This window comes from Flavivirga eckloniae, from assembly GCF_002886045.1.
GTDB classification, from domain to species: Bacteria; Bacteroidota; Bacteroidia; order Flavobacteriales; family Flavobacteriaceae; genus Flavivirga; species Flavivirga eckloniae.
The window spans coordinates 312,832-327,033 of sequence record NZ_CP025791.1; the positions used below are offsets into that span (position 1 = coordinate 312,832).

The 14,202-nt window shown below is 34.2% G+C and carries 7 protein-coding genes; 1 reads left to right on the forward strand and 6 read right to left on the reverse strand.

The features are described 5' to 3' along the window. Position 1: 1 nt before the first annotated feature. The 4 genes from C1H87_RS01310 to C1H87_RS01325 all read right to left on the reverse strand — a co-directional run bounded on the left by C1H87_RS01310 (position 2) and on the right by C1H87_RS01325 (position 11,560). A complete protein-coding gene (locus tag C1H87_RS01310; RefSeq protein WP_102754088.1) occupies positions 2-4,543 on the reverse strand; it encodes a DUF6443 domain-containing protein in 4,542 nt (1,513 codons plus the stop codon). Positions 4,544-4,545: 2 nt separating this feature from the next. Further along, complete coding sequence (locus C1H87_RS01315; protein ID WP_158655092.1) at positions 4,546-4,998, reverse strand: lipocalin family protein; 453 nt, start codon at positions 4,996-4,998, stop codon at positions 4,546-4,548. Positions 4,999-5,015: 17 nt separating this feature from the next. Beyond that, on the reverse strand, positions 5,016-8,036 hold the full coding sequence (locus C1H87_RS01320; RefSeq protein ID WP_102754090.1) for a SpvB/TcaC N-terminal domain-containing protein: 3,021 nt from the start codon (positions 8,034-8,036) through the stop codon (positions 5,016-5,018). A 239-nt stretch (positions 8,037-8,275) separates the two neighbouring features. After that, positions 8,276-11,560: a glycosyl hydrolase gene (locus tag C1H87_RS01325; protein ID WP_102754091.1), complete on the reverse strand. Its 3,285-nt coding sequence runs from the start codon at positions 11,558-11,560 to the stop codon at positions 8,276-8,278. A gap of 174 nt (positions 11,561-11,734) precedes the next feature. Between C1H87_RS01325 and C1H87_RS01330 the strand changes: the two genes are divergently transcribed. Then, a complete protein-coding gene (locus C1H87_RS01330) occupies positions 11,735-12,289 on the forward strand; it encodes an ExbD/TolR family protein (protein WP_102754092.1) in 555 nt (184 codons plus the stop codon). Positions 12,290-12,359: 70 nt separating this feature from the next. On the opposite strand, the gene C1H87_RS01335 is transcribed toward C1H87_RS01330, so the two are convergent. Together C1H87_RS01335 and C1H87_RS01340 are read right to left on the reverse strand one after the other, a co-directional pair. Further along, the gene (locus C1H87_RS01335) at positions 12,360-12,779 is read right to left on the reverse strand and encodes a 3D domain-containing protein (protein ID WP_199769321.1); all 420 of its coding nucleotides are present in this window, start codon (positions 12,777-12,779) and stop codon (positions 12,360-12,362) included. A 544-nt stretch (positions 12,780-13,323) separates the two neighbouring features. Continuing rightward, positions 13,324-14,199 carry a sterol desaturase family protein gene (locus tag C1H87_RS01340; protein ID WP_102754093.1) on the reverse strand — a complete coding sequence of 292 codons (876 nt, stop codon included), beginning with the start codon at positions 14,197-14,199 and terminating at the stop codon, positions 13,324-13,326. Positions 14,200-14,202: the final 3 nt, after the last annotated feature.

A 14,202-nucleotide genomic window follows, 5' to 3' on the forward strand; every position in this document is an offset into this window, starting at 1 on the left:
ACTAGTTAGTTTTGTTCTTTTCTTGTCTAACCTGTCTCTTCTCTTCTCTCTGTTTCTTTCTTCTAGCATTTATTTGCTCTCTATACTTATTATAAAGCACTTTGTACACAGGCCTGTTATTGTCATCCTTAATTGATGCTAAAAACACCATGTCAATTTCATCCATTGAACTAGCGCTTGAAGGTAAAGAAGAAGGGTCAAAACCATACTGAGCAGAATATCCTAATATTTCGTCGAGTAGCCCTCCTGGATAATTTGCCAGAAGCTTTCCATTCTTATCAAATCTCAATCCTTTAGGGTTTTTTAGCGAAACAGCAGCGTGTGTTAGTTCATGTATTTTCAAGGCATCGTTTGGCCCTTGAATATTTATAACTCCATCTTCTCCCATAACAACGTGATTCTTTCCGTCACTACCACTTACCAAATCAAAAGTATGATCTTTATCTGCCCCTAAAGCATCAATGTTTTTAATGGTATTATTTAAACTTTTAGTTCTGGAGTCATAATCCTTAATTCTTTTTTCTATTCTATTCTTTTTTCTATCAGAAATACTAATGTCTTTTAATCTTTCTTGGTCTCTAACCTTACTCTTTGCAATAGATTTTTTTCTATCCCTAGCTTTATCTTTTAACTTTTCAGCTTCTTTTGGGTCTTTCCAAATCATCCCTGTAGGGTCAACTAGATTTAGTGGGTTATTCTTTACATAATTAAAAGGAGAATACTCGAAAGAAATTTCAGCTAATGGGTCTATGTTCATAAATCTCCCTAAAACAGCATCATAATTCCTAGCACCATAATCATACAAATCCAACCCAAACTCTTCATTTAGTTCCTTGCCATTGTACTTATACTTAAGTGCTGGATTGGTAGAATTGACCACCGTATTATACCCTTTATGTTTCAACCCAAAAGGATAGTAATTGTTCTCCTCCAGTATTTCAGAAGAAGTAACATTGCCACTATTGTTACTATCCATATATGATAACCTCACATTTCCTAAATGATCTTTGTATTGATATACATAATTATAGCTGCTACCATTCACATCGACATATCCCTCAGGGTGATTAAAGAATTTCAAAGAACTGTTTTCATACACATAATTACCTGCATACTCTGTTGTTGTACCTGTGCTTACTACCTTTTTAAGTTTTACACCAGTGGCATCGTAAATATAAGAAATTGTTCCGTTATTACTTCCACCATCGTTAATATTTACCAAAGTTGGGAGGTTTAAATGGTTGTAGGTAATACCATCTGTAGTAGTGGTTCCGATACCCTTATTTAAATCCATGACCATATTACCGTTTTTGTCGTATCGATAATCGTCTCCTAAAGTGTTTCCATCTTTAAAACCTTCAGATCCAGCATAAGAAAGTCCATAGGAATCTGTAACACTCTTAAGTTTATTACTATTAGTTTCATAACCATATGTTAAATTATCAATATTCCCATAGGTATTATTAGTAGCATGATTTTTTCCCGTTCGTCTCAAACCTAGTATATTTCCATTCTTATCGTAAACAATATTACTAAGTGTAAAATATCCATTATGACTATTTGCCGTTGTGATTCTATTTAGAGCATCATATTGATAGTTATAGTTTTTTAATCCACTATCTGTATTAGCTGTTTTCCATTGGGTTAATGCTATATTACCATTATATAGAGCATTAGTACCTTCATTATAGCCTATTTTAAATGCAAACAGGTCGGTTCCTAATGTTGTTGGATTGTTTATTTGCTTTAACCAGCCTCTTATATTATAAGTATAATCGACTATTTGCAATCTATTGCTGTTTGACATTTTGCCACCGACCCCTTTGCTTTCAAGTTGGCCTAAATCATCATAAGTATTATTAACAATCATTTCTTGCTGTTCTGGGCTAATCCATAATCTTGTATTTGGCAAAATTGTTCCGTTGGTTATAGTAATGCTATTACTTGCCACCTGATCGGTGTTAATAGTACCTGTTAGAGCTAAATTTGCAACAGTAGCACTACTACTAGGGCATACATAGCCCATGGTCTCATCTCCTATACATTGAGTTTGTGTTATTAAGCGTCCAACATGATCGTAGGTATAATTTTCCAAGGTTGTAATGGTTGTACTATTTCGAGTGTGGCTTTTTTTGGTTTTAAGAGGCTTACCTACAAAATCAAGTTCATTCTCTACAATATCTGTAGTTCCCAAGTAATCGTTTATGCTTTTTACATATATGATACGTCCTTTGTCATCATAATAGGTATGTGTAGTTATCCAATCGTTGGCGGCTCCTAGTATTTTCACTCTATTATGTGTTAATAAGCCTTTTGGGTAATCGATACTTGTTACACCAAAGGACACGGGACTTTGGTGTGTAGCAAATTGGGCATTATAATTGTCATAATAGTTGACCGTTAGAACCTCTGTATTGGTATTGGGAAAATCGACATCTTCATAAAATAAATTGTTAACTCCGGCCATATCTATATCTTCATAATTTCGGTGAGGCAACTTATTATTAAAAATGGCCTGTAACTGTGCTTGCGTCTCGTTACTTGTATAAATCCCTGTGTAGGCGATCCTGCCAAATGTATCATATTTTGTATACAACCATTGATCTGTTGTAAGATTGGAATTGTTAGCTGCTCTTAAATTAGCATCCTGGGTCATAACAGGTCTGTCTAAATTATCATAAACTATATATTCCCAGTCTTTGCCCGGTATTTTCTTTTTTATCAGCCTATTTCTATTATCATACTTGTATTGATAGCATAAGTTATCTAAATCAGACTGTGATACTGTATTGAGGGGAAATGTAGATTGCGTAAGATTTCCTGAACAATATAAATCGCCATAGTTAGACAGAACTGTGCCATTTGAATTGAAATACAAACCACCGTTTAATATATGCGCTGTACCTACTATTACTGGGGATTGGTTAACAAACTCATCGTAATAAACATTACCTAAAGACATGTCCGGTAACTGTGGTGTGATAAAGTCTAAATCTAAAACTTTACCAGTTTTTAAAGCCGAGTTAGGGGCATTAGTTTCCCCTATAAAAATATTTAACACGGTTCCATTATATGTAGAAGCATTAAAAAAACCTTCACCTTGCATATTATTCGAATAATAATAGCCAAGATTTGGATTATCTACAACTTTCATATTAACCTTTAAATCTTTGTATGCCTGCACAATAGATCCATAATTTCTAACTTTTGGAGGCAGTACATAAGTAAGGTTTCCATAATCATCATATACATAATATGTATCGTGCCATAAACCTTTATTATATGTCCGTTTTAAAAGAACTCTTCCTTGTTTATCCTTATACTCCTCTGTAGTATGGTCTGATGGATTTATTTGGTTTGGCTGCCAGTTTTCGTCTTTTATGATCGTTTTATACAATACTGAAGCTGGATAAAGACCATTGTCTTTTAATTGGGGGGCTTCTGTGTTACCTCCAACAAATGATACTGCAAAATTACGTACATAATCAGCATCTGTATTAGTAAGGTAGTCAAACTTAATGGTGTGATCTGTATCATTCACCTTATCTAAGCCCCAATCTACTCCTGGGGCTCCCTGCTCAAAAACACGGCTAAGAGGAGAGTTTTCAAAATGTTTTTCTGAGTATGGATTGGGCGTATTTTCATATTTAGCTGTATTATAAAAATTACTTGTTGATATTAGAGCATCAGTCCGGTACAAGCCTTTATTACCGTTTAAAGCGTAGGGCAAATACTCTTTATCTTGCCTACCATATTCATCATAATCAATATGTGTAATAATATCTTCTTCGTTGCCTCCTGCGTTTATGCCTATGCTTTGTATGGGTCTTCCAAGTCCATCAAAATAGTTTACAGATTCTGTTTTTTGGATAGTGGTTAAAGAAGCAATATCTGTTGTTCTTATTCTAGGCGCTATTGTATGTACATAGTTTTCGTTACTAAGCCCCAAGCAAGATGGTTGCCCATTTATCACTCTGGTTTCTGATACAGGAGAACTAACCCCTCCTGAGGTTGCCGTTATAGTATAACTACCTTCGGGAGCCGTAACCACAGCACCTGTAAAAGTCACTCCTAAAGATGGGGTTGCTGTATAGCTATAAGAAGCATCATAATTAGTAATAGTAAAACTTCCTAAAGCTGTTGAACAAGTAGGTTGCATAACTGCACTAAGTGTTGGTACTGGAGTGGATGGTAAGTTTGAGACATTCACTGTAAATTTGGTACTCCATAAAACATCCATTGAATCGTAATACTTAAATTCAACTTCACTATTTGAGCCTGATACAGTATTCCATAAAACATCTGCATATAAAACATCCTGACTTTGGCTCATTAGGGTACCGTTAGTAGTCCACTTGGGCGGGAAGGCCATATCTATCTGTGAGTTCGGGTCGTTTAAAGTGTAGTGCTTTGTTTCTCCAAAGTTTGCCGTAGGCAATCCTACAATGGACACGTTTTGTGAATTTCCATCAATTATACCAACCATCATAGTTAACACGATTGAAAAAAGGTAGGTTAAATTATTGAGATTATATTTACTCATGACTAATTATGTTTAAATTTTGTAAAAATCCATTTTGGCATGATCGTGATGTTGCTTCCTTTGTTTTCGAGTTTCAAGATCAACCGTGTATCGGACAACTTATATATTTTAAAGATCCATACACTGCCTTTTTCGGGCTTAAGAACAAGGTTGTTGTTTTCCAAACTCCAAATACCTAAAGTGTTTTTTCCGTTTGATAACTCTTGTAAAAAGGTGCCGTTAGTTTTAAAAGTGAGTTTTCTTCCTCTATAAATCGTCTTAAACCTAGTCTTGTTTTCTGGGTTCATAGCATCAAAATTTCTTTTGGAGTTAGTGCTCATTTTCGCTAATGAGGTATTATAATCAAACACCCAACTCCCTGTAAGCTGTTTCGAACTTATTGCTAGTGTTTGCGACCGCACTGGTAAACTAAATATGATAGTAATCAATACAATGATATAATATTGTGGTTTCATAGGTATGTTTTCTTTTATTATTGGTTTTTATAATGGTAATTTGTATGACTCAATATTTTTCCAGCAGCATCTTTAACATCTTTCAATCTTCCAAAATGGTCATAGTCATAATAAATAGTTTCTCCTTTGGGATCGGTCATGCTTGTCATTCCTATTAAAGGGTCGTAGGTGTAAGTGGTTACCATATAAAAGTTACCTAAACCTAATCCTGTTCTAATTTTATTCAAAGTACTGACCATATTAGCACGATCATAGGTGCCGTTTTTAACACCAGCCAGTTCAGTAGCAGTTAGTTGCCCTTCTACAGTAGATATTGTTGCATTTTCTACCTTAGCTACAGGGTATCTGTCATTATAGCCCCAGAGATAACTTGTAATTATACCATCTTTTCCCTGTACTTCTTTGGGTTTACCATTTGCGGTATAGCTAAGTATGGTCAATTCGGTGGTTTCTACATTAGATTTATCTATAAGGACTTGTTTTTCTGGCACAAAAAGAGGGTTACCTCCTACGGTAAATTCTTTATAATCTGTTTTTGTTCCAGAAATTAATATTTCAGCATTAGTTCCTTCTTTTAAGCGAGTAATACTCTCAATTATTGGTGAAATCATATGAATTGCATCACTACGCATGGTTTCAATAACAGGAGGGCTTACTTCATGAGCAACATATCTATAACTCTGTATGTTTTTTTTATTATCACTGTTCGTTGTTTCTCGACGAATTAAAAAATTTCCCGAATAAGTCATTTTTTCTTTCGTCTGAATTGAGTCTGTGCTACTTATATAATTAGTAGTTATCGTTTCACTAAGGTTAGTAAAATACAACTCTTTATAAATAGTATGATTTGAATAAAAATAGGGATTGGTATAACCAGGATCATGTGGAACCATATTTGGTACAACTTTTAAAAACTTATTTACTATAAAAATATCTCCCGGCAACTCTATCCATTTATTCTCTATTTTTCTCACGGGTGTATACACTGATCGTATTGGATGGGTTGGATTCCCTGTGGTTATATCCTCTCGTTTATAATCAATTTGTTCCAATAGCTTATTATAGCGATGCGTTTTAGGGATATAGTAAGACTGACCATCTTTTAATAAAACCCAAGGTTCAATAAAATCTCCTTGTTCGTCAAAATAATCGTATTTGTATACCGTTTTACCAAGTGTTTTATCCAAAGTCGCACTTCCAAATTCTCCAGTATAAACTGTAACTTCAGGATATACAACCGACGGCCTTCCATTAAGAATAGATTTAAACACCGAATTATTAAAAATATGTTCAAAATCGCCAGGTCCTAGTAATACACTAATATGTGTCGTGGGGCTTCCAGTTTGCGGCCATTCTTTTAAAAATTTATGATGTGATGTATAATCAAATTCAAAAGTTTTATAGTTTAAATAACTAAGAGCATTAGGTTCTACTGGGGCAACACCCATATCTGTATGTATTGGGTCAAAAAACGAATCTGGGTTTACTAATGCTCCATATTTATATATTTTGTTTGACAAAAGTGTATCTCCCGAATCGTAATTGGCTATTTGTGCTATTCTAAAACCTGCGCCTTGATGATTAGAATTTAGAGAAGTAAAATCTGACGGCGTTCTCCACCCAAAGTAATTTTTTTCAAAAGTAAACTCTGTATATCCTCCTGTTGGATAGATAATCTTGTTTAGCGTACCATGCTGACCACCAGATTGTTTTATAGCGTCTCCTAGTTTATATTCTTTTATGTTGGGATCATGGTGGCCAGGAGTTATTTCGGTTGCACCAGTATAACATGACGTATTTACTCCAAATAGGTATATAGAAAATTCGGGGAAATTACTTCCAGAGGGGGAATTACCTTCATTATTTAAATAGCCCCAATGGTCTGTATTTCTTGTGCTAAAAGTTGTCATAGGTCCATATGAAAAATTATAAATTTTTGGAGGTAAAATTGGTGTAATTTGTGGCGAACCAGAAATAGCGATAGAATTTAGTCGCATCAGAGGAATAGAATAGAGGGGGATTTTATTGCCTTGATCTGACATATTGAATGTAATCTTTTTAATTAGCTTTCCTCCCGTTTCACCAATGCTTATAGATTTAATAAAATTGTGATCTACATATTGGTGGCTAAGATTAGTATTATAAGTAAAGTTTATGTAAGTGTTACCATACTCTATACGATCCAACAAATCTGTTTGATACTCTAATGGTTTTGGTATATCATTACAGTGATTAGCATCGAATAAATTAGTTACCGATGCTGTTACGTTGTCTTCTGTAAATCCATTTAAAATTCCTTCTCTATAGTTATATGTTATAAGCTCATTGCTATTTGGAAGCTTAATGCTACTTAAATTCCATGTTGTTATTACATCATTATTACCACCATATAAAACTTTTTCCCCATCGTCTCCTGAAAAGGTATACTTTATACCATTTTTATCTATTATTTCCCATGACAATTCATTATTAACCCCAAAAGTTGTATGTTTTATAATGGCTGGCTCTTTATTGGATATATATACATTATAGTCCCCACTTGTTGACTTAACAATTGTAAAATCAAAAGATAAACCTGTAGGCAAGGATACGTGAAACAAATCTGCCGAATGGTTAAATGATCTCGGTTCATTATAAAAATCAGTATTCATTATATGTGTATAGAGAAAAGGATCACGAACATCTACAACAAAGTCATTTTTTTCATCTGCCATATATCTAATTTCTCTTGAAATTTTACCTGTTGGGTTTACCCCCCAACCTAAACCAAAAACATCAATATTATAGCCTGGTTTTACTCCTTGGTAATAATAGCTTAGAGATACTGGTATTTTAAACCCATGATGATCAATTTCATGAAGCGGTACAGAAATATCGGGAACACCTGTTGAGTAATTGATACTATACTCACCGTATTTCATAAAGGCCTCTGACTGTGGTGAAGGCGGAATAGTTGCTGGGTTAGACAGTTGTGCCTGCGCTATTAAAATGCTCAAAAACACAAAAGAGAATACTAAATAAACAGATCGTTTTTTCATAAGAAGATAATTAAAGTTTTCTTTCGTATAAAATTATCAAGGAAACTCTAAATCCTGCTAAGGTTTGCCTTAGGATTAGTAAGGGAAAACACTTTTTTTTCTAAGGCTAAACTGCTAGCATTGAGTATTTTCAACCATTACTCCTTACTTTCAATAAGGGAAAACCTTAGTTTTTACATAAAAAAAGGGATGTAATAAAATTACATCCCTTTTACAATAGTTTGATTATAACCTATATGTTATTCCTTAGGCATTTCCATTAAACGTCCCGGAGTATAAGGAGCTCCTATTTCTTTTAATAGTTTTTCCAATGCTTTAATATCAACTTCGTAAAGCTTATCCACCTTTGGCTTTATGCCTTCAAACTGAGACTTCGCTATTTTAAAACTATTTAAATGTGTTTTGGTTGGCGAAGCCGTTGAATACTTTTGTTGATAAGCGATAGATCCTAATCGGCTTGAGGTTGGTAACTTTTGATCTATATCCAAACGGTTTTTAAGTGGATCGCCGTAAAGTAAAACACGCACCGCTTTTAATTGATTTTCAATATCTAAAACAGATTTGGTTAATTCATCAATAGGGTAATCTGCTATTTTAATAGCTTCTTTTATGTGCTTTAACTTATTTTCTATTTGACTTATTTTGTTGCCGCTTATAGTCAATTCGGTATGCAATGCATTCACTTCTCTTTGAAAAGCAACTTTAGCTGCTCTATCTTCTGCAGGCATTATTGTATTGTTTAATGCTTTTATTTTAAAGTTTTGTGGCGCAACCAATAAACTCATATCCCCATTAACCAACAAATGCATTTCTACAGAGTATGTACCCAGATTAACCAAAGTAGCTATTTCTTTTCCTGCCCATGGGTTATACTCTTTTGATTTATTCAAACGAACTGGTTTGTCATAATCATAGCGTAAGTTCCAGCTTAAACGTTGCACCCCTTCTTTTGGAGTCTTAAATATTTTTTTCACTGTTTTCCCTGCAACATCTTTTATAACAAAAACCAATTTAGGAGCTATTTCGTTTTCCTCTGCTTTCAAAACCTCATAACTCGGATATGGAGTGTCTTTAAAATCTTTAATTAATTCTTTTTCTTTTTCCTGACGCTTATCTTTTAAAGATTTATAAGTATCATTATAAAAATAAGTAAGTGTTAATACCGGACCTAGATTTTCTGCACTAAAAAAGTTATGTCCCATAAACGATTTCTCTGTAAGTCCTAAAGGATTACTTTCTTCCCACATTAAAGCATCTCGTATTGGATATATTACCGCAGTTTCTGCTGGTTTAGCGTTTTCAATTTGTCGTAACGACGAGTAATCATCTAAAATATAAAAGCCTCTACCAAAAGTTCCTAAAACCAAATCGTTTTCTCTTCTTTGAATAGCAATATCCCTTACTGCGATAGTTGGTAAACCATTTGCCAATTTTTTCCAACGAGTTCCCGAATTTGGAGAAAAATAAACACCGAATTCCGTACCGCAAAAGATCAAATCTTTATCTACATGATCCTCTTCAATAGAATAAACACTTCCTCTTACTGGTAAGTTATTACTAATAGATTTCCATGTTTTCCCTTGATCGCTAGACTTGAAAATATAAGGTTTAAAATCGCCATATTTGTGATGGTTAAACGCCACATAAATCACATTCTCATCATGTTGAGATAAGTAAACGCTATTAACATATGACTGTTTTGGAGCTCCAGGAATGTTATCGATTGTTCTCCAGGACTCACCTCCATTGTTTGTTATTTGGATTAATCCATCGTCGGTACCAGCTATTAATAAATTTTCATTAATTGGAGATTCCGATAACGCTACTACAGATCCGTAAATAGACGTTGACGCATTTTTTGCTACTGCATCTATACTCACTACACGATCGTAAACCTTAAGCTTATTTCTGTCTAATTGTCGAGTTAAATCATCGCTAATAACCTCCCAACTGTTTCCGTAATCATCAGATTTAAAAACCTTATTGGCAGCAAAATATAATCTTTTACTATGTCTGCTAATTACCAACGGCGAATCCCAGTTCCATGTATATTTATTTTCATTTTCTCGTTCTACGGGTTTAATTCCAACACGCTCACCGCTAACCTTGTCATATCTTACCAAACCACCATGCTGAGACTGCGAGTATACTATGTTAGGATTAGATGGATCTACCTGAGTTTCAAAACCATCTCCCCCTGTAGTAATGATCCAATCTTGATTGGTTATACCGTGGTTGGTAATAACGCGAGAAGGTCCTCCTAATGTTGAATTGTCTTGTGTTCCGCCATATACATTGTAAAAAGGCGCTTCATTGTCTACAGATACTTTATAAAACTGTGTTATCGGTAGGTTTTCTTTAAAATCCCAGTGTTTTGCAGCATCAAACGTTTCAAAAATACCACCGTCTGTTCCCACTAACCAGTGATCTGTATTTCTAGGATCAATCCATATGGAATGATTATCTACATGTTTATAGACCTCGCCTGTTTTCTTAAAGGTCTTTCCGCCATCACGACTTACATGTAGCCAAGTATCCATGGCAAAAACCGTTTCAGAATCTAATGGGTCTGTCATGATTTCCTGATAATAGTTTCCGCTAGTTACATAACTACTTCTCTTTTCCCAACTGGCACCGCGGTTTGTAGATCTGAAAAAGCCTCCTTTTTTATTTGAAGCTTCCACTATTGCGTAAAGTACTTCGGGGTTGGATTGAGATATAGACAAACCTATTCTTCCCAGTTCTACATCTGGTAATCCTTTATTTATCTTTTCCCAAGTAGCACCACCATCTACACTCTTCTGTATTCCAGAACCGGGTCCACCACTTACATAGGTGTAAACATGTCGTCTTCTTTGGTGCGTTGCTGCATAGATAACATTAGAATCTCTAGGATCCATTATAATATCACTAACTCCTGTATGTTCATCAACATGTAAAACACGGTTCCAAGTGTTTCCGCCATCTGTTGTCTTGTATAATCCTCTTTCGCCTCCCTTATTCCATAAAGGACCGATAGCTGCTACATAAACAATATCTGAATTATTAGGGTCTACAATAATTTTCCCTATATGCTCAGAGTTTTTTAAACCTACATTTTTCCAGCTCGCTCCACCATCTATAGACTTATAAACACCATCTCCGTAAGCTACAGAACGTTGGCCGTTATTTTCTCCTGTTCCAACCCAAATAACATTAGAGTTATTAGGATCTATAGTTATAAAACCTATAGAGTATGCGCCTTGGCTATCGAAAATAGGTTGGTAATCTACTCCGGCATTGGTTGTTTTCCAAACACCACCAGATGCCGTAGCAACATAGTATTCAAATGGGTTATTTGGGTTTACAGCTATTTCAGATATTCTTCCGGAATTAACGGCCGGTCCAATATTACGCCATTTTAATCCCTGTAAACTTATTTCATCTAAAGGTTGCTTCTCTTCTTTACTTTTTCTTTGTGCATTACTGAAGTTTGTAGCGAACAATGCAAACAAAAAAACAGCAATAATGTAGATTTTTTTCATTAGAGTATTGGTTATAGTTATAAATCGATTGCAAGGTTATAAATTATGGAAAGAACACACTTTTTAATAACATTTATTTAACAATCTGTAAAAGCTTAGTCTGTTAGGCTATATGCAATAATGTGGTATTGTTTTTGTGATTTCGTTAACATATTAACATTTAAAACTATAATTATGAGACGATCTAAATTTATGCCTGAAGTAAATGCAGGTTCCATGGCAGACATTGCATTTTTATTACTTATCTTTTTTCTTGTAACAGCCACCATATCTTCAGATGAAGGTATAAACAGGTTACTCCCAAAAGATTGCCCTACTAATGATTGTACAAGCCCCATTTATGAACGCAACATACTTCGTATTTTAATAAACAACGATGACAAAATCATGGTCAATAATAATGTGGTTGCTATTACCGAGCTAAAAGAGATCGCCAAAACCTTTTTAGATAATAATGGTGATGGTTCTTGCCATTATTGTAATGGTGTTAAAAGTGCTAATGCCTCCGATAATCCTAAAAAGGCAGTAGTATCATTACAGAATGGTAGACATACTTCTTATAAACAATTTATAGCTGTGCAAAATGAGCTGACAAAATCGTATTACGAATTAAGAAACACCTATAGTTTGAATGTACTCAAAAAACCTGCTGATAAGCTAACGAAAGAAGAGCTAAAGCAAGTTAAGGATGCCTACCCTTTTATTATTTCTGAAGCTGAAACTAAATAAAACAAGATTAGGTACGAATAATGCAAATTATTGATGGTTTGTATTATTCGTGGCTTTTTAAAAATAACTCCTATTTTTCCTTAAGAAGCCCATAACTAATAGTCACCTTTTTTCTGCCCCAATTTCTTGCCGCTTTTATGTCGGTTCCCATATAAATATCTATATGTTTTTCCCAACGTGCATTCATTTTGTCTTTCACTAAATAAATGCTATCAAAACCTTCAATTTTAATGGGAGTATTGTGTTTAATTCCTAGTTTAAGTAAATCTCTGGAAACAGCAATACAATACATTCCGGGCTTTAAAGTATCTCCGAAAGCCGCTATACTTGGATTGGAATTTGTTTGATATTTTAATGAATTATAAGCAGATGCCGTTACCTCTATGGTATGCCATTTGTAAACATCAGTATCTTTTTCCTTAATGTTCCTTTCCTTACAGTTTAAAAAGATAATAAAAAGGATTGGTATTAAAAATCCGTTGTTGATCATAAAACATATGTGTAGGTTAATTATATAATGTTAACGTAAAGATTTTAAAAAAGTTATCATTTCACCTATTGAACCTATTTAATTGATATGAGCTCTGGATAAATCAAAACAGGGAAATAACACTTTAATTTCACGAATTATCACAAATGGTTCTAAATATAAATTATTTACAAATAAGTAAAATTAGTTTACTTATTTATAAGTTAAAGTACGGAAATATAATAGAATTAAATCGGGTTTAGATTGTAAAAACAAACTGAAAGTCTGATTCGTGATTATGAATAGTATAGAGAGCTATCCATCATATTGAGGTTTTATTCGTGTAAATCTGTGTAATTCGTGGCTTGATTAAAAAGATGTGGATACACCGTAGCTGCCGAAAGGCAGGGAGTTAAGATTCCCTGTCTGTCGACAGGCAGGCTCTTCGTGCCTCATTCGGAATGACAAGAATAGCACCAATTTTCACGAATAAAATAGTAATGTTACTTTTAAATAAAATGATCGATATATAATATAAAGTAAACTCGATTTAATTATTTATAAACTAATCTTTACCTCTAAACCCATAAAGCAATTGTGCAAAGAAGTTTTTGGGCATTTTAGTATCTCCTGAATACCCCAATGTTAATGTTCCGCTAGTTTCAGGGATATAGTTTGTTTTAAAAATATAATCCCAAAGGCTTAAGCTAATCCCAAAATTAACCCCATACCTACGATCTTCAGGCAAAGCATAGGCATGATGATACAGATGCATAACCGGATTGTTAAAAATATATTTTAAAGGACCATAGGTAAGCCTAACGTTAGCATGATTTAAATGCCCTATGGTTATAGCTATAAAATGAACAATAAACGCTTGTTCTGGCTCAAAACCACCTAGAAGCATAACAGCGAATATCTTAAGAGGTTTGTACAAAATATTTTCCATCCAATGGTAACGTAAATGGGCTGCAAACCCCATTTCTTTTACCGAATGGTGTACTTTGTGAAACCGCCACAAAAAGTTAAACCTATGCAACAATACATGGGTAAACCATTGCACAAAATCCGACAATAAAAAGAATATTAATAATTGACTCCATACCGGAAGTCCTTTTAGATTTACCAGTGCTATAGAATCCATGGAAATTCCAATGCCTAAAAACAACCGTTCCAGAATGGCATAGATACCACTGATAACAATTGTGAAGACAAAAAAATTGAAAAACATATAAACAGCATCTATCCAAAAATCCTTTCGAAATATAGCCTGTTCTTTTCGCCATGGAAATACGATTTCTAAAAGCCATACGGCCAGAGATATTGCTACCAAACCCCAGAAATAATTAGTATACCAAGGTACCTCGAAACATATAGATTTCCATGTCCAATCCAGAGTTCCTAAAAATGCATTTATAAAAGCTTCTATATAAGTATTCATAGT

What these genes read in the sequence shown, in the direction of transcription:
- C1H87_RS01320 (WP_102754090.1), bottom strand. Translation starts at nt 8,036, where the DNA reads ATGAAAAAACGATCTGTTTATTTAGTATTCTCTTTTGTGTTTTTGAGC.
- C1H87_RS01330 (WP_102754092.1), top strand. Translation starts at nt 11,735, where the DNA reads ATGAGACGATCTAAATTTATGCCTGAAGTAAATGCAGGTTCCATGGCA.
- C1H87_RS01310 (WP_102754088.1), bottom strand. Translation starts at nt 4,543, where the DNA reads ATGAGTAAATATAATCTCAATAATTTAACCTACCTTTTTTCAATCGTG.
- C1H87_RS01325 (WP_102754091.1), bottom strand. Translation starts at nt 11,560, where the DNA reads ATGAAAAAAATCTACATTATTGCTGTTTTTTTGTTTGCATTGTTCGCT.
- C1H87_RS01340 (WP_102754093.1), bottom strand. Translation starts at nt 14,199, where the DNA reads ATGAATACTTATATAGAAGCTTTTATAAATGCATTTTTAGGAACTCTG.
- C1H87_RS01335 (WP_199769321.1), bottom strand. Translation starts at nt 12,779, where the DNA reads ATGATCAACAACGGATTTTTAATACCAATCCTTTTTATTATCTTTTTA.
- C1H87_RS01315 (WP_158655092.1), bottom strand. Translation starts at nt 4,998, where the DNA reads ATGAAACCACAATATTATATCATTGTATTGATTACTATCATATTTAGT.